The sequence below is a fragment of the Floridaenema aerugineum BLCC-F46 genome, from assembly GCF_041929345.1.
GTDB lineage: Bacteria > Cyanobacteriota > Cyanobacteriia > Cyanobacteriales > Aerosakkonemataceae > Floridanema > Floridanema aerugineum.
On the sequence record NZ_JBHFNQ010000013.1, the window covers coordinates 129,092 to 145,082 of the forward strand.

Here is a 15,991-nt window from a genome sequence, read left to right on the forward strand (position 1 = left end):
AGGGGTAATTCATGAATTACCCCTACGCTGTAACGGGGGAGTATGTCAATCTTGCTTATTACCATCAGGCATAGTTGCACCTCGCAGATAAGCACCTCGTAAATCAGCACCTTGCAAATCAGCACCTCGAAGATTAGCATCTTGCAAAAAAGCACCTGTCAAATCAGCACCTTTTAAATAAGCACCTTCCAACTTAGCACCCTGCAAATCAGCATCACCCAAATTCGCCCTTTCCAAATTAGCATCCCAAAGTTTAGCATCCTGCAACTTCGCATTTCGCAAATTCGCACCCACCAAACTCGCACTTTCTAAATTCGCATCCCGCAAATTAGCCCCTGACAAATTCGCATTTTCCAAATTAGCATCCCACAATTTAGCATCCCACAATTTAGCTTCCCAAAGTTTAGCATTTCGCAAATTAACACCCCTTAAAGTAGCGCCTTCCAAATTAGCATTTCCCAAATTTGCGTCTGCTAAATTAGCCCCCACTAAATTAGCATCTCCCAAATTAGCACCGATCAAATTAGTACCTTCCATACTGGCGCTTTCCAAATTCGTTCCCCATAAATTAGCCCCACCTAAATCAGCACCTTCCAACTGCGCTTCACGTAAATCTGCACCGCCTAAATTTGCTCCCCGTAAATCAGCCCCCCGCAAATCACACCTGGGACATTTCTTGGTAAAAAACAAGCGCCGCACCGCATTTTCGCTACTAGAAATTGATTGCTGATTATCGATTTGCAGCGCTCTTTCATGGTGAAAATATCCTAAACTAGCGTAAAGAAAACTGATAGTTCCTAAAGTGGCTAATCCCATCACGGGTGCTGTGAAAGAGCTTTTAATTTTCCCAGGTAAATTCCGCCATTGAATTACATAACTAGGTGGCTGCATAATCTTTGGCAAAGCTGTTAAAGCCACCATTGCATCAGAGTAGCGAAACTTCACATTTGGTTCCACCATTCTGATTAACCATTGTCTAAAATTAGGTGGTAATTGGGGAACTAATTTTTGAAAATTAAACCGATAATTGTCATCAATTAATTTGCCAATCTCTACAGAACGAGTACCTGTAACCAAACAAATTAAAGTTGCACCTAAACTATAAAGGTCGGAAGCAGTAGTTAAAGCACGACCAAACTGTTCTTCAGGAGGCATAAAGCCGATCGTTCCACCAGCCACACTACTTAAAGCTAATTCTTTGCCGCGAATTCTGGCTAAACCAAAATCCACCAAGTAAGCATTTAATTGTTCATCCACCAAAATATTTTCGGGTTTAATATCGCGGTGGATAACTGCTGGAGTGCGCTGTTGCAAATAAACTAAAATTTCCAAGACAGAAATCGCAATTTGCTGGATTTCTGCTAAACTAAAACTGTATCTTGACGCTAAAGATGGCGCTTTTTTATACTCTTGTACTAAACCAAACCCCGATGGCGTTTCAAAAGAGTCCAAATAACGCGGAATGCGGGGATGATGCAGTTGTTGTAAAACTTCAATTTCTCTTTGGTAAGTTTTAAAGCCAGACCAGTCACCACCCGAATTGGCAAACCGGAATTCTTTAATTACTACCTGTTGTTCGGAATTTAGGACGTTAGCCAAATAGGTAATACGTCCTGCTTCCCGGTTAATTCCTAGTTCTTGGACAACTTCATAGCCAAGGCTAGAGAAGTTCGGATATTTGCTCATAATTTCTCCCCGCAAGAGATTTGGCAGCGTTGCGGCATTTAGCTTGCTGGAAAGATCCTAACCGTTGCAGGGAATTTTGTCACAGGTTAAGAATTTCGTTACAAAAGATAATTAATTATTCTGTGTAACGCAATTTACAGCAGGCACGTATAGGGCTTTTTCTGCCCTTATTTCCCAATCTACCAATTGTTACCTATCATGGTAAAACCTGACCAAAAGTAGGGATGTTTGAAATTGCGATTTCCCAAAGCTACTAATGAGGGTGGTAAATTTACACCAGCGCCTAAATTTGGCCCGATTAATTTACCTTTTTCTAATCGCACTTCTCCCCGCAACATTGCTGTTTGTGCTAAACGCAAAGCTTCGCTTCTAGTGGGTGCAGTTTTCAAGTAACGGTAAAATTCACTCATTAAAGCTAAAGTTCCTACGTCGTTAACGTTCCACAAACTAGCTAATGCTGATTTAGTTCCACTTTGAATTGCTAGTCCGGCAAATCCCATTTCTGCATCTTTGTTACCTATTGCGGTGCGACAAGCACTTAAAACTAATAAGTCTACTTGTGGGTTATTCCATTGTAGTTGGCGCATTTTATCTAATGTTAATCTGTTGTCCCAAAATTGAATGAAGGAATTGGCTGGTGCGCCTGAGTTAAATTGAGCATGGGTAGCTAAGTGTACGATACCAAAACGTTGGCTGGCGCGTTGCGATCGCAAATTGGCGATCGTAAACTCTTGATTTAAAAAATGTTTACCTTGTTGCGGAACGTTGGGTGCGATCGTCGATAATTCTACAGGAACCGCTATTAAAGGAGGTAACTCCTTAAACTTCGATGCTCCCATTGCTAAAATAGGCGTATTTTTCAGACTGCGATAATTTGAATCAGTCATATTAAAAGCCGGAATTAGCCCAATACTATACTTCTCGACCAAAAACTTTTGCCCATCATGTAAACTTGCTAATGGCAGACTGCGTAAACTTGGCCCCATACAAAAAATTAACGAATCAATGCGGTTATTTTTCAGTTCCGTTTCTAAAGGAGTAATTATCCACTGGTACAGCCTTCTCGCCGCAGGTAAATAACTACTACTACCAACTTTGGTAACATCAGTAATTTCCAACAATAATTCTTTGGCTGTATTAACCAAATTTTCCCTAGTCGCCGCTGGTACACTCTTCCGAATCGGCGCTCTTTGTGGCAAAACTAAAACTAACTCCAGTTTTTTTGGCGTTGGTACCGCATAAATTAAAGCAGTTCTTTTGGTTGTTTGAGTCGCCAACCTCCCTAAAGTTGCCGATATTTGTGGCGCTAAGAGCGAAGATTGCGAAAGATCGGCCTTAAAATAAGTTTCATAATCACTCTCCCAACTCTTTTCAATTGTATTAACTGTATCAATTGGGTTGAGATTTTCAATCTGTTCTCCCAGCGGCGGAGGGTTAGCTTTACCTGCACTACTCAAAGTTACATTGCTAACAGTTACAGTTCTGTTCTCCCGTACTGTAGCAACACCCTGTTGATTGTTAATAATCGTGCTACTTAGCACCAACACCAATGCAGCAACGAATACGATCGATGATGGGAATTTCATAGGACTACTCACCACCAATTTAAACTACATTTATAGTAAAATTTGAATCTGAGCATCTGCCGGAGGTATTACTTACAACAGTTTTCCCCAAAAATTTTCCCGAAAATTTCATTAACTAAGAAGTTTTGTATTTTTCGGTAAAGTTAAGCATCAGCAACTATGTTACTCTTTGATCAACACTTAATCAATTTTTCCAATTTCATCCTGAACAACCAATGAAATCCTGAAAAACAATCATAGAGGAGCCTATTCTCAAATCCGCCATCTAGTAAATCATCAGCAATTAAAGTTGCTTTGTCACCAGAGTAGTTATTCGATTTGCCAAATTTGATTAAAAACCTTTAACCGTCAAGTTGTAGTTAATTACCTATGAATAGAGTCCTATTAGATATTAAAGCAGTTCGTCCAATGTTGGGTGATTTGCTAGACTGCCGCTATCAAGTACTTCAAATTCTTAGTACAGGAGCTTTTGGCAGAACATACATTGCCGAAGATACTTTATTACCAGGTTCTCCAAAAAGAATTATTAGGCATTTAAAACCGTCAGAAAATTACCCTCATTTATTACTATTTATCCGCCAGCTTTTTAGGTATGAAACCAAGACTTTAGAAACTTTAGGACAGCACGATCGCATTCCCGAACTCCTGGCTTTTTTTGAAGATGACCAAGGATTTTACTTAGTGCAAGAACTTTTTGCCGGAGAGCTACTTAGTAATTTACTAACCAGTAATCAAAATCGCAGCAAATATTGGACAGAAACCCAAGTTATTGAGTTACTAAGAGAAGTTTTGCATATCCTAGATTTCATTCATGATCAAGGTATCATTCATTGTGACATTAAGCCAAATAACTTAATTAAACGTACTGACAACGGGAAAATATGTTTACTTGATTTTGGCGCAGTTCAACCAATTTCCCGACCCGAAAGCAATACAAATCAAACAGAAATAAGCTTGAACATTCAACCAGCAGGGTACATCCCCGTAGAACAACTTGCATATCAACCCCAACCGAATAGCGATATTTATGCACTGGGAATGATTGCCATTCAAGCATTAACAGGAATACATCCCACGCAATTAAAAATTGACCCGAATACTCAAGAAATTAGCTGGCAAGAGTTAGCTTATGTCAGCGATGAACTCGCTAGTATTTTAAAGAAAATGGTGTGCTTCTCTGATCAAGAACGCTACCAAAGTGCTGGCGAGGTTTTGCGATCGCTAGATAAATTAGCTAACCCAAAAACCTTACCCATTACTCCTCAAGAATTAACTTTTTTCTCCTATCCCATAGAAGATTTAGAAAATGTTCTAGACTTTCCTGAAAACTTCTTAGAAGAAATTAAAAATTCTCTTAATCAGACAACAGAGCAAATTATTAATACCATCAATCTTCAGCAACGTAGATTTTTCAAAGTTCCAGGCATATCTCCTTTAATAATAGCATTCATCATCGGCACCAGCATCAATTCTTTGTTAATAGTAACGGGAGTTTATTATATTACTCAACCTGACCCAGCGCAGATGCGACAAATGGAACAAATGATTCAAGAACCTTTAGAACAAATTACTAAGAAAGTTTGCCAAATTCCTTATATCTGTTTCTGGTTCGGTAAATAGAATTAGGCGGAGTGTAGTGTAAGGATGTAGGGTGCGTTAGCACAGCGTAACGCACCATTCCCTCTACAAATAGAGTGTCAGCAAGTAGGGTGCGTTAGAGCAGCGTAACGCACCATTCCCTCTACAAATAGAGTGTAAGTCCTGACAAGATTAAACTCTCTTCCATTCAGTTTTCGGTGCTTCTGTGTATGCCAACAATTTACCTTGAGAAATCACATAACTAACAGTTGCTCTTTGGCGAATTGCATCATAGCGACTTTCGGCATTTAATACAATTAAATTAGCTGGTTTTCCGATCGCAATTCCATAACTCTCAGCTAAATTTAAAGTTTTCGCTCCATTAACAGTCACCATATCATAACAAGCATCAATTTCTGCCATTCCCGTCATCTGACAAACATGAACCGCGATATGTGCCACATCTAGCATATTTCCCGTTCCCAAACTATACCAAGGATCTTGCACACAATCATGTCCCAAACTAACATTTAATCCCGCTTGCAATAATTCTTTGACTCGCGTTACACCCCGCCGTTTGGGATAAGTATCTGTCCTACCTTGCAAAGTAATATTAATTAAAGGATTAGCAATAAAATTGATTTCTGTCCGTTGCAAAAATCCCATTAACTTATTAGCATAAGCGTTATTGTAAGAACCAAAAGCTGTGGTGTGACTGGCAGTTACTTTCGCACCTAAACCACTACGAATTGCTTCAGCAGCTACTACTTCTAAAAATCTTGATTGATCGTCATCTATTTCATCACAGTGAATATCAATTAAGCGATCGTACTGTTGCGCCAACTCAAAAATTCGCTGTACTGAACGAACCCCATCTTCCCTAGTTAATTCGTAATGGGGAATTCCCCCAACTACATCAGCACCTAACTTTAATGCTTCTTCAATTAATTCAGCATTTTTCGGACTACCATAAATTCCATCTTGGGGAAATGCAACTACTTGCACTGTTATCCAATCTTTTACTTCTTCTCTGACTTCTAAAAGTGCTTGCAGCGCTGTTAAAGTAGATTCACTCACATCCGCATGAGTGCGAACAAATAATACTCCTTGAGATGCTTGCAATTTTAAGGTTTCTTTTGCTCTTTTTTTCACATCTTCTAAAGAAAGATTTTGTTTCCGTTCTCGCCAAATTTCAATTCCTTCAAACAAAGTACCGCTTTCATTCCACCTGGGTTCACCCGCTGTTAATGCTGAATCTAAATGAATATGTGATTCGACAAAAGGCGGACTGACTAGTTGAGTGTGAATGTTTAATTCTAACTGTCCTAATTCCTGAATTTTTGGAGAAATGGCAACAATTAAACCGTTGTGAATTCCGATGTCAACGATTTCGTTGTTGAGTAAACGACATTGGCGCAGGAGTAAATCGTATGGCATTGTAACTCTCCCAGTGGCAATCTTTTAAATTTAACTAAAAAAATACACCCCTAACAATCAGAGGTGTACTAATCATTTAACTAGCCTGCGACTGGCTGAAAAAGCTTTGCAATCTAACTAAGTAGATTGCCAGTAAACAGGAATTACCTGCTATAGAATAGTGAATTATTAAGAAATTTCGCCGTTAAGACCGATTTCTGCGGCAGAACGACTAAATACCGTTTGTTGGCGGTTTCTTGCTGCCCGTTGCTTGTTAATCATTAAGGAACGTGCTTTGCTTTCAACGGTATCGCTGTTTTGCTTGTTGTTATCGATATTTCTCATGGTTTTCGCCTCAAAGAGTAATAGTTTTGCAGTGATGGAAATGAGGCGCGTTCCTTCGGGATTGCTCCCTACTTCCGTCTCTTTATCGCTGTGAACTGATTGACTCAGAGGGCTTAAAGAGATGAACGATTTATTTCTGTATCTATTGTTACGGTTTTCCCAGAAAATGTCAAGTCGGGTTCTGCTTTCTTAAACAAACTTCATTCTGGGGAAAGTACCACAGTGTCCGGTTGACGCGCTAAAGTGGCAAATATGAATGAGAAAAGTGCAAATATAAAAGTTGTTAGCGATAATCGCCAAGCTCGGTTTCTCTATGAGATTCTGGAGACTTATGAGGCAGGAATTGAGCTAAAAGGAACGGAGGTTAAGTCGATTCGCGATGGGAGATGTAACCTGCGAGATGGGTATGTCTTGATTCGCAATGGTGAGGCTTGGCTGTTGAATGTTCATGTTTCCCCTTATCAGGGAAGTGGGGCGTATTTCAATCATGACCCGCTGCGGACGCGGAAATTGTTGCTGCATAAGCAGGAGATTCGCAAGTTAATCGGCAAGGTGGAACAGAAGGGTTTAACTTTGGTGCCTTTGAAGATGTATCTGAAGAAGGGTTTGGTTAAACTTACTGTGGGTCTTGGTAGAGGGAAGAAACTGCATGATAAGCGGGAAGATTTGAAGAAACGCCAAGATAAGCGGGAGATGGAACGGGCTATGAAGAATTATTAATTGGGGACTGGGTACTGGGTACTGGGTACTGGGAAGGAGAAAAAAATTTATTAGCTTAAAATCCATAATTCAAAACTCATAACTTCCCCTCCTCCCCTCCTCCAAGAGTCCCTAGTCCCTAGTCCCTAGTCCCCAATCCCCAACCTCAATGGTTACGATAGAAATTCTTGATGGTGGGTAACTAATTTTCCTTGGGTGTAAGCCCTACGATAAAATCAAACAGTCCTGATGACTGAAAAGTAAATTTTGCGATCGCATGAACACTACAACTGAAACCCAAACTAAATCCAGTGAAGATAGCTTAGAAGCAATGCGGCATTTTTCCGAACAATATGCCAAACGCACTGGTACTTTCTTCTGCGTTGACCCTTCTGTTACCGCTGTTGTCATCGAAGGACTAGCCAAGCACAAAGATGAACTTGGTTCGCCGCTTTGTCCTTGTCGTCATTACGAAGATAAGGAAGCAGAAGTTAAAGCTACTTTCTGGAACTGCCCTTGCGTCCCCATGCGCGAACGCAAAGAATGTCATTGTATGCTGTTTTTAACTCCAGATAATGAATTTGCTGGAGAGCAACAAGAGATTTCTTTAGAAGAAATCATATCGGTGCGAGATAGCATGGCATGACCCAAGTCATCCCTGATGAATTTTGGCAAGGTGTAGCTCAATTTAATTCGGGAGATTACTACACCTGCCATGATACTTTGGAGGCTCTGTGGATGGATGCAACAGAGCCACAAAAAACTTTTTATCAAGGTATTTTACAAATTGCGGTTGGTCTTTATCACTTGAGTAATCGTAATTGGCGTGGGGCAGTAATTTTGTTGGGCGAAGGCACTAATAGATTGGGTTACTATCAGCCTGATTATGCTGAGATTAATGTGGAAAAATTAATTGCTGAAAGTAGGGAATTGTTAACAGCTTTGCAAGTATCTGGCCCAGAAAATGTGGGGGAGTTCGCCCAAAGTATTAAAAATACGGGTACTTATTCAGTAAATAATTCTACTTTGCAGGTTCCAAAGATCGAAAAAGTTACTGCTGAATGAGGATTTGCCCAGTTTCCTAATAATTCGGGAACTATTGGCTGGGTAATTAAGTCGGGGAAAAGGGAGCGGTTAATCTTTTGTTTGCTTGAAAGTAGATGGTTTGGGAGCGCTCGCCTGTAATACTCAGATCTTGCAGCAATGGAGGTTCTACCTCCATTCACCTCGTGACCAGGTTAAACCTGATCGCGAGAAACTCCAGGCTCCGCTCAGGAGTGCTCTTATCTCAGTAATAGCAAAAGGAAATGCTATGATTATCCAGCATCCAGCTTAATGTTCCTAAGCTTGCGTGAATTATGATGCCTGCTGTTAAATTTCCTCTATATTATCTGTGTCGTTTGGGGTTAACTTTGCTGTTACCCTCGATGTTTATGGGTGCGATCGCTCTTACTACCAACAATAAAATCTCGATCGCCCAAACATCTCCCCCGACTGCTGACAGTCGCCCCTTGACAGTGCGTTCTGATATTCAAGAAGCCGACCAAAAAACCGGAGTGATTACCGCAAGGGGTAATGTACAGTTATTTTACCCAGCCCGTCAAATACAAGCTACAGCTGCCCAAGCACAATACTTTAGCAAGGAACGGCGAATTATCCTCACGGGCAATGTTTACGTTTTACAAAATGGCAATACCATTCGCGGCGAACAAGTGGTTTATCTGATTGATGAAGGACGATTTATCGCTGTACCCCAAGCTAATCGTCAGGTAGAATCAATTTACTTGGTTTCTGACCCCAATTTAACCACCGAACCTACACCACCACCAAAGGTTCCGACAACTACTACCCGTCCTCAATCTAATACTCGTCCCAGAGGACGCTAACCAGTGATAGAATCAAACACAATTTTCTGAGATGGCTGCCACTAGGCGGAGAAAGCGGTGTGAAAATTGTTTTACAGAACATTCATAAGTCTTACGGCAAACGGCAGATTGTTAATCGGGTAAATCTTTCCGTTGGGCGAGGAGAAGTTGTGGGATTATTAGGGCCAAATGGTGCTGGTAAAACTACTACTTTTTATATTGCCACTGGTTTGGAACGTCCTGATTCTGGCACGGTTTGGCTTGACGATCGCGATGTTACCCATTTGCCAATGCACCAAAGGGCAAAGTTGGGGATTGGATATCTAGCTCAAGAAGCTAGCATTTTTCGCCATCTTAGTGTCCAAGAAAATATTCTCTTAGTTTTGCAACAAACACAAGTCCCCCGCTGGGAAAGACAAGCGCGATTAGAGGCTTTATTACGAGAGTTTCGCTTAGAAAAAGTTGCTTATACTAAAGGTATTCAAGTTTCTGGGGGAGAAAGACGCAGAACTGAGTTGGCTAGGGCCTTAGCTGCTGGTAAACAAGGGCCAAATTTCTTATTTTTGGATGAACCTTTTGCTGGTGTCGATCCGATCGCTGTGGCAGAAATTCAAGAGATTGTCCAAAAGTTGCGCCAAAAGCAAATTGGCATCTTAATTACAGATCATAACGTCAGAGAAACTTTAGCTATTACAGACCGAGCTTATATTATGCGCGATGGACAAATTTTAGCTTCCGGCAGTGCCGATGAACTTTACAATAATCCCTTAGTTAGACAACACTATTTAGGAGAAAATTTCCAAAAATAATTACTTTTATTATTGAAAAATTCCAACTACCAACTACCAAAAACCAACCGTGTAATGCCCAAATTTAAGTCTGCATTTTTCAATTTTTCCGGGGGTATTTCGGTAATGGATCGTTATTTGATCGCCGAATTATTACCGCCTTTCTTGTTTGGTGTGGGACTGTTTTCCTCAGTAGCAGTAACCATCGGTACATTATTTGATTTAATGCGGAAAATTAGCGATGCTGGATTAGCACCTGCGATCGCAATGAAGATTTTTTTATTACAATTACCTTATTTTGTTGCTTTTGCTTTACCAGCATCAATGCTGTTAGCTACTTTAATTACTTATAGTCGTCTGAGTAGTGATAGTGAATTAATTGCTTTACGCAGTTTCGGAATTCATATTTATCGCCTGTTAATGCCAGCAGTTTGTTTGGGCATAGTAGTAACGGGAACTTGTTTTTGGTTGAATGAATTTGTCGTGCCAGCCGCTAAATATGAAGCCACCCAAACTTTACAAATTGCCTTAAATAGACAACAGAAAGATTTCCAAGAGAGTAACATTATTTATCCCGAATATAACAAAGTAACTCAACCGGATGGCAGAAGAAAAGAGGTGATGACTCGGTTATTTTATGCTGAAGAATTTGACGGGGAAAGAATGAGAGGGTTAACGGTTTTAGAGCGATCGCGATCGGGAGTTAACGGCATAGTAGTATCAGAATCAGCAGTTTGGAATCAAGCCCAAAATACTTGGGACTTTTACAATGGCACAACTTATTTAGTCGCCCCCGATGGTTCATATCAGCATATTATGCGCTTTGAACATCAACAATTACAATTACCTCGCGCCCCCTTAGATTTTGCAAGAAGAGGGCGAGACTATGCCGAAATGAACATTGTCCAAGCTCTAGAAGAACTAAAATTAATTAGCTTAAGTAACGACAGTAAAAAAATTCGCAAACTGGAAATACGTATTCACCAAAAAATCGCCTTACCTTTTTCTTGTTTGATATTTGGTTTAGTCGGTTCAATTTTAGGAATTCGACCCCAACGCACTAACAAAGCCACAGGTTTTGGGATTAGCGTTTTAATTATTTTTGCCTATTACTTATTAATGACTTTAGGCGATGTTTTTGGCTTGGGTGGCATTCTTCCTCCCGAAATTGCCGCTTGGTTGCCCAATATATTTGGTATAACTATGGGCAGTTGGTTATTATGGCGACTTGCTCGTTAAATTGGGGCTTGAGGATGACAGGCAAGATGCCTATCCTACAGGATGGGAAACAGGGGATTACTGTGGTTAATTAGTTGTGTTTTTTCCAGAAAAATTTTGGCATTTTTGATGGAATCTTCACAAAAAAAGTCATAAAATATGGGGGAACAAAGCTATCCTGGAAATAGATACCTATGTGAGATATTGTCTGGCGGAAAAGTATTAAGAAAAACAAAGCACCTCTGGGCATGAAATCACTAACTGCTAGCTTACTCGGATCTCTTGCCATGTCATCTCATCAACCTCCCGCCCATCTCCGTTATCTGAAAGCAAGGCTACGCCCTTTACTCCGTCCTCAAGTTTGGGGAACTATTATATTTTTATTGGTGGTGAGTAGTCTCGCCGGGGTTTACTTTGCCAATTTAGAAGAGTTTATTGCTGAGGAAAATCAAGATCCTCCTACTGTCAGTAACAATAACAACAACGCTGATAACGATCGGGCTCCCCAATCGAGTATAAGTCCAGAAGATAGAGCGATCGCAGCTGATATCGACATATCCGCGTTGTTAGAAAATGATTTAGCGGCTAACACCGAAACCTTGGATGCTGCGCCAGAAAAACCCAGGGAAAATATATTTGAACAATACATGAGGCAAAGGCAAGAAAGAGATAAAGCTGCTAATTCATCTCCAGGGCAAGCAAATCAGCAACCAGCACCAGCAAATATAGATGATAATCCCTTTACAATTAAATTTCCCACTGGGAATAATGCTGGAAGAAATAATGCAGCAATTTCCACAAATCCCTTCCTTGCCAATCTGACAAATAATAACTCCAATGGACTAAACTTACCCAACAGCACAACTACAAATTTAAATAATACTAACGCTTTGCAAACTGCATTAGACCGTGCTAATGGTTATAATCGGCAGACAAATGTTGATGCTAATGGTAACGCAATTAATCCATTACAAGCAGCGCTCGATCGCCAACCCACAGCACAAAGCAACACTAATTTAATAGCACAGCCTAATCAACTAACTCCTTTATTAGGCACAACTCCCTATTACACAGGCGTAACTACAACTATTCCTAACTCTGGAACTCCTGTACAAGGATCGGTCCCTCTCACCCCTTATTCTAACCTTCCTGGTAACACCACTTTACCAGCACAAGTTCCCACAACTGGTATACCAACCAACATACCTAATGCTTACAATCCTGGGTTGACAAATAATCCACCTAATTCCTATACTTACCTCAACCAACCCATAGTACCAAATACCCCGCAAACTTTACCCAGTACCAGTGGTGTAAACAATTCTAATTTACCTAATTCGGCAGTTCAAACAGCACCGAATCAAGTCCAAAATACACCAGCACCTTTCTCAATTCCCAACAATCCTCCCGGAAGGACGATCGGTGGTGGTCAAATTAATACATTCTCAAATCCTTAAACTGGTGATTGGGCAAATTGTAGCAAAACAGTAAGCTAAAGCAAAGTAGGCAATAAAAATAAAGAGAACAATTTTTCAGGGAAAGGGGATAATTTAGTTGTACTTTTTCCCTTTTTTGTTGTCTTTTTTAACCGCAGACGTTATATATAAAGATTGTAGAGACGTTATATATAACGTCTCTACAATACTACAATACAATCTTTTGACTCTTTTTGTTGTTCAAAAAACCAAGTTTCTTAAACCTTTCAAATCTTGCCTCAAGCCAGAGAAACAAAATCCTGCCCAGTAATCAAATTAGCAGAAATGCCATTTAAAGTCGCTAACAATTGATTATTGTTGGTCAGACTAATTAAAGTGTTATTTCCACTCTGCACAATGCTAAGTTGTTGGAAGGTTAAATTACCAGACAAGGCTAAGGAATCAACTCCATCTTGGAAGTCAGTAATCACATCACTACCTTGACTAACAGTTAACACAAATCGATCGCGTCCGCTACCACCAGTGAGTAAGTCATTACCAAAATCACCACTCAACAAGTCATCACCATCACCACCAATCAGGGTGTCATTTCCTTTTCCACCATAAATGGTATCATTTCCTAACTCGCCAGTAATCCAATCAGCGCCTTGATTGCCAGAGAGTACATCATTGGCAGCACCACCGCAGATTCGATCGTCATCATCACCGCCAGAGATGGTATCATTATCATCGCCACCACTCAGGCTATCCTTGCCTAAATCGCCAAAGATCAGATCATTTCCCGCATCACCGCAAACAATGTCATCATCTTTACCAGCGTATACGGCATCGTTACCATCTTCGGCAAAAATAGAGTCATTGCCAGTATTACCAAAGAGCAAATCATCACCACTACCACCGAAGATTAAATCCTTATCGCTATTAGTGGAAGCATCGCTACCACCACCAAAAATAGTATCGTTGCCTTTATCGCCATCCAAGGTATCATCACCCTTATCGCCCAAGAGCAAGTCATTATCTTGACCACCGCGCACAAAGTCGTTACCCTGACCACCATAGACAGTATCATTACCTTGATTGCCGTTAACAAAGTCGTCGCCAAGATTGCCATTGATCAAATCTTCGCCTTCGTTACCAGCTATCCAATCGCGTCCTTCACCACCAAATAAGCTATCTTTACCTTTACCGCCAAATAGGTTATCATTACCCGTTCTTCCCAACAACAAATCATCGCCATCGTTGCCGTAAAGTGCATCATTCCTGTCACTACCAATCAGGAAATTATTACCATCCGTACCGGATTGAGAGTTATCAACTGAATTAAGTGCTACCGATACACCAGGAAGATTATTAATATCAGGACGGACAATTTTAGAAGCAAAACAATCTGCATCTTCAGGCGTTACCGCCGCACCAGCAACAGTTAAACTGAATGGGAGATTAACACTCTTCATTCCTGAATCTGTAGCTTTGAGGAAAATGTTGAAAGTTCCCACATCGTTAGCAGTTGGAGTCCCGACAAAATTGCGAGAACTTGGATTAAAATTTAGCCAACTTGGTAAAGAGTTACCATTAGTTAAAGTTGCTGAGTAAGTGAGATTGTCGCCAACATCAATATCTTTGAAAGTATCAGCAGCGAAAGTGAAATTAAACAAACTGTTGACAGTAGCATTTTGATTGTTAACCGTCAGATTAACCACAGGTGCATCATTAACTGGGTTAACTGTTAAGTTAACAGTAGCATCAGCAGAGGCATAATTAGCACCATCAAAACCAAGCCAATTAAAGCTTGTATTGCCATTCCAATTAGCAACTGGAATAAAGCGGAGATTGGCTAATTCTGTCAGGGAGATGTCTTGATTAACAGTAACATTGCTGCTACCTAATTGCAATGTACCGTTGCTGGGTAAAGTTGTAACTTTAATCTTACTCAGACTAGCGCCGTTAGAGTTGCTAAATTTGCTAGTAAAGTCAGCAGCAGTGAAACTAATAGTGGTATCTTCGTCACCTGTTTTGTTAATGGTGTTGCCAACTGGTATATTGTCATCATTAACAATTGTGCCAACCGCTTGATTATCAACTATCGCACCATTAACAGCATTAGAAAGATTGACTAAGAAGTTTTTGTTGGTTTCAACAAGCGTATTACCATTGACAGCAACAGTGATATTCTTAGTTGTTTCTCCTGGGTTGAAAGTCAAAACACCAGACGCACTATTGTAATCTGTTCCGGCAACAGAAATGCCATCAGCAGTAGCATAGTTGACCGAAACAGTTTGATAACTGGGGTTAGATAAAGTAACCGCAAAATTGAAGTTAGTTGTACCACTGTTACCTTCATTTTGCCTGACATCGCTAATCGAAATTGTGGGCAGAGAATCATCATTATTGATAGTTCCTACCGCAGCAGCATTAGTAATAGTAGCATTGATCGGATTCGAGAGATTCAGATTGAATGTTTCGTTGGTTTCGTATTTGTTATCACCATTAGAATTAACGGTAATAGTTTTTTGGGTTTCTCCTGGGTTGAAAATCAGATTTCCTGAAGCGTTGGTATAATCGCCATCAGCAACAGTAGCAGTACCATCAGCAGTGTTGAAGTTAACGCTGATACTTTGGGAACTGGTATTGCTTAATGAAACGTTGAAGCTGTGGGTAACAGTACCGCTATTTCCTTCATTTTGGGCAGTAGCATTGCTAATCGAAATTGCTGGTAATTGGTCATCATTTCTGATAGTGACTACACCAGTATCATCAGCAATAGTTGCGTTAGTTGGGTTGCTGAGTTTTACCTCAAAAGTTTCGTCACTTTCGTATTTGGTATCTCCATTAACTACGATGGAAACAGTTTTTTGGGTTTCTCCTGGGTTGAAAGTCAGAGTACCAGAAGCACCTGTGTAATCATTATCGGCGGTAGTGGCAGTACCATTTTGGGTGGCGTAGTTGACAGTAACAGTTTGAGCACTAGCGGTGTTTAAGCTAACAGTAAAGTTGAAGTTTGTTGTGCCGCTATTTCCTTCTACTTGAGCGATATCGTTGATAGAAAGAGGTGTGTCATTGTCGATTATCTGCACTGTGGCAGTATTTTGGGTACCAATTGAAAGACCAGAAGTGGGATTGGATAAAGCGAGATTGATGGTTTCTGTTGCTTCGGTTGAAGTATCGTTATTGATGGGAATGGTGACAGTTTTACTGGTTTCGCCGCTAGCAAAGTTGATCGTTTGGGCGGCGTTATTGAACAAAAATGTTGAGCGCAGTCCCTACCTATAACGAAGTTTAGGTAGGGTTAGCGAAACCAACATAAAAATGCGTAGCAACGATTTATTCTGGATTCTCTTGGTTCTGCACATATTCTATAAGTTTATTTAGTGGTG

General features: G+C 40.4%; 13 protein-coding genes and 1 riboswitch. Of the genes, 8 read left to right on the forward strand and 5 right to left on the reverse strand.

Features of this window, described 5'->3' with window-relative positions:
* Window positions 1–45 precede the first annotated feature (45 nt).
* Window positions 46–1,686, reverse strand: a complete 1,641-nt coding sequence (locus tag ACE1CC_RS01815; RefSeq protein WP_413268762.1) for a pentapeptide repeat-containing protein — start codon at window positions 1,684–1,686, stop codon at window positions 46–48.
* A gap of 179 nt (window positions 1,687–1,865) precedes the next feature.
* The gene (locus tag ACE1CC_RS01820; protein ID WP_413268763.1) at window positions 1,866–3,272 is read right to left on the reverse strand and encodes a CHAT domain-containing protein; all 1,407 of its coding nucleotides are present in this window, start codon (window positions 3,270–3,272) and stop codon (window positions 1,866–1,868) included.
* A 369-nt stretch (window positions 3,273–3,641) separates the two neighbouring features.
* On the opposite strand from ACE1CC_RS01820, the gene ACE1CC_RS01825 reads away from it, so the two are divergent.
* Window positions 3,642–4,892, forward strand: coding sequence for a protein kinase domain-containing protein (locus tag ACE1CC_RS01825; RefSeq protein WP_413268764.1), 1,251 nt, complete (start codon window positions 3,642–3,644; stop codon window positions 4,890–4,892).
* A 150-nt stretch (window positions 4,893–5,042) separates the two neighbouring features.
* Here ACE1CC_RS01825 and codA read toward each other — a convergent pair whose 3' ends face one another.
* Complete coding sequence (gene codA / locus ACE1CC_RS01830; RefSeq protein ID WP_413268765.1) at window positions 5,043–6,287, reverse strand: cytosine deaminase; 1,245 nt, start codon at window positions 6,285–6,287, stop codon at window positions 5,043–5,045.
* Window positions 6,288–6,455: 168 nt separating this feature from the next.
* The gene (locus ACE1CC_RS01835) at window positions 6,456–6,611 is read right to left on the reverse strand and encodes a hypothetical protein (RefSeq protein WP_413268766.1); all 156 of its coding nucleotides are present in this window, start codon (window positions 6,609–6,611) and stop codon (window positions 6,456–6,458) included.
* A 44-nt stretch (window positions 6,612–6,655) separates the two neighbouring features.
* A riboswitch (Glutamine riboswitch) is annotated at window positions 6,656–6,741 on the reverse strand.
* Between the two features lie 122 nt (window positions 6,742–6,863).
* Between ACE1CC_RS01835 and smpB the strand changes: the two genes are divergently transcribed.
* From smpB to ACE1CC_RS01870, 7 genes are all read left to right on the forward strand, one after another.
* The gene (gene smpB / locus ACE1CC_RS01840; protein ID WP_413267493.1) at window positions 6,864–7,331 is read left to right on the forward strand and encodes an SsrA-binding protein SmpB; all 468 of its coding nucleotides are present in this window, start codon (window positions 6,864–6,866) and stop codon (window positions 7,329–7,331) included.
* Between the two features lie 256 nt (window positions 7,332–7,587).
* Entirely contained in the window at window positions 7,588–7,956 is a 369-nt protein-coding gene (locus ACE1CC_RS01845) for a ferredoxin thioredoxin reductase catalytic beta subunit (protein WP_413268767.1), read from the forward strand.
* The gene (locus tag ACE1CC_RS01850; RefSeq protein WP_413268768.1) at window positions 7,953–8,375 is read left to right on the forward strand and encodes a DUF309 domain-containing protein; all 423 of its coding nucleotides are present in this window, start codon (window positions 7,953–7,955) and stop codon (window positions 8,373–8,375) included. The genes ACE1CC_RS01845 and ACE1CC_RS01850 overlap by 4 nt, the downstream gene beginning before the upstream one ends.
* A gap of 293 nt (window positions 8,376–8,668) precedes the next feature.
* Window positions 8,669–9,196, forward strand: a complete 528-nt coding sequence (locus tag ACE1CC_RS01855; protein ID WP_413268769.1) for an LptA/OstA family protein — start codon at window positions 8,669–8,671, stop codon at window positions 9,194–9,196.
* Between the two features lie 59 nt (window positions 9,197–9,255).
* Window positions 9,256–9,984 (forward strand): LPS export ABC transporter ATP-binding protein, encoded by a 729-nt coding sequence (gene lptB / locus ACE1CC_RS01860; RefSeq protein ID WP_413268770.1) that lies wholly within the window; start codon window positions 9,256–9,258, stop codon window positions 9,982–9,984.
* Between the two features lie 105 nt (window positions 9,985–10,089).
* On the forward strand, window positions 10,090–11,202 hold the full coding sequence (locus ACE1CC_RS01865) for an LptF/LptG family permease (protein ID WP_413268771.1): 1,113 nt from the start codon (window positions 10,090–10,092) through the stop codon (window positions 11,200–11,202).
* Between the two features lie 227 nt (window positions 11,203–11,429).
* Window positions 11,430–12,638 (forward strand): hypothetical protein, encoded by a 1,209-nt coding sequence (locus tag ACE1CC_RS01870; protein WP_413268772.1) that lies wholly within the window; start codon window positions 11,430–11,432, stop codon window positions 12,636–12,638.
* Between the two features lie 257 nt (window positions 12,639–12,895).
* On the opposite strand, the gene ACE1CC_RS01875 is transcribed toward ACE1CC_RS01870, so the two are convergent.
* Entirely contained in the window at window positions 12,896–15,859 is a 2,964-nt protein-coding gene (locus ACE1CC_RS01875) for a Calx-beta domain-containing protein (protein ID WP_413268773.1), read from the reverse strand.
* Window positions 15,860–15,991: the final 132 nt, after the last annotated feature.

What these genes read in the sequence shown, in the direction of transcription:
- ACE1CC_RS01820 (WP_413268763.1), bottom strand. Translation starts at nt 3,272, where the DNA reads ATGAAATTCCCATCATCGATCGTATTCGTTGCTGCATTGGTGTTGGTG.
- ACE1CC_RS01865 (WP_413268771.1), top strand. Translation starts at nt 10,090, where the DNA reads ATGGATCGTTATTTGATCGCCGAATTATTACCGCCTTTCTTGTTTGGT.
- codA (WP_413268765.1), bottom strand. Translation starts at nt 6,287, where the DNA reads ATGCCATACGATTTACTCCTGCGCCAATGTCGTTTACTCAACAACGAA.
- smpB (WP_413267493.1), top strand. Translation starts at nt 6,864, where the DNA reads ATGAATGAGAAAAGTGCAAATATAAAAGTTGTTAGCGATAATCGCCAA.
- ACE1CC_RS01870 (WP_413268772.1), top strand. Translation starts at nt 11,430, where the DNA reads ATGAAATCACTAACTGCTAGCTTACTCGGATCTCTTGCCATGTCATCT.
- ACE1CC_RS01855 (WP_413268769.1), top strand. Translation starts at nt 8,669, where the DNA reads ATGATGCCTGCTGTTAAATTTCCTCTATATTATCTGTGTCGTTTGGGG.
- ACE1CC_RS01850 (WP_413268768.1), top strand. Translation starts at nt 7,953, where the DNA reads ATGACCCAAGTCATCCCTGATGAATTTTGGCAAGGTGTAGCTCAATTT.
- ACE1CC_RS01835 (WP_413268766.1), bottom strand. Translation starts at nt 6,611, where the DNA reads ATGAGAAATATCGATAACAACAAGCAAAACAGCGATACCGTTGAAAGC.
- ACE1CC_RS01845 (WP_413268767.1), top strand. Translation starts at nt 7,588, where the DNA reads ATGAACACTACAACTGAAACCCAAACTAAATCCAGTGAAGATAGCTTA.
- ACE1CC_RS01825 (WP_413268764.1), top strand. Translation starts at nt 3,642, where the DNA reads ATGAATAGAGTCCTATTAGATATTAAAGCAGTTCGTCCAATGTTGGGT.
- ACE1CC_RS01815 (WP_413268762.1), bottom strand. Translation starts at nt 1,686, where the DNA reads ATGAGCAAATATCCGAACTTCTCTAGCCTTGGCTATGAAGTTGTCCAA.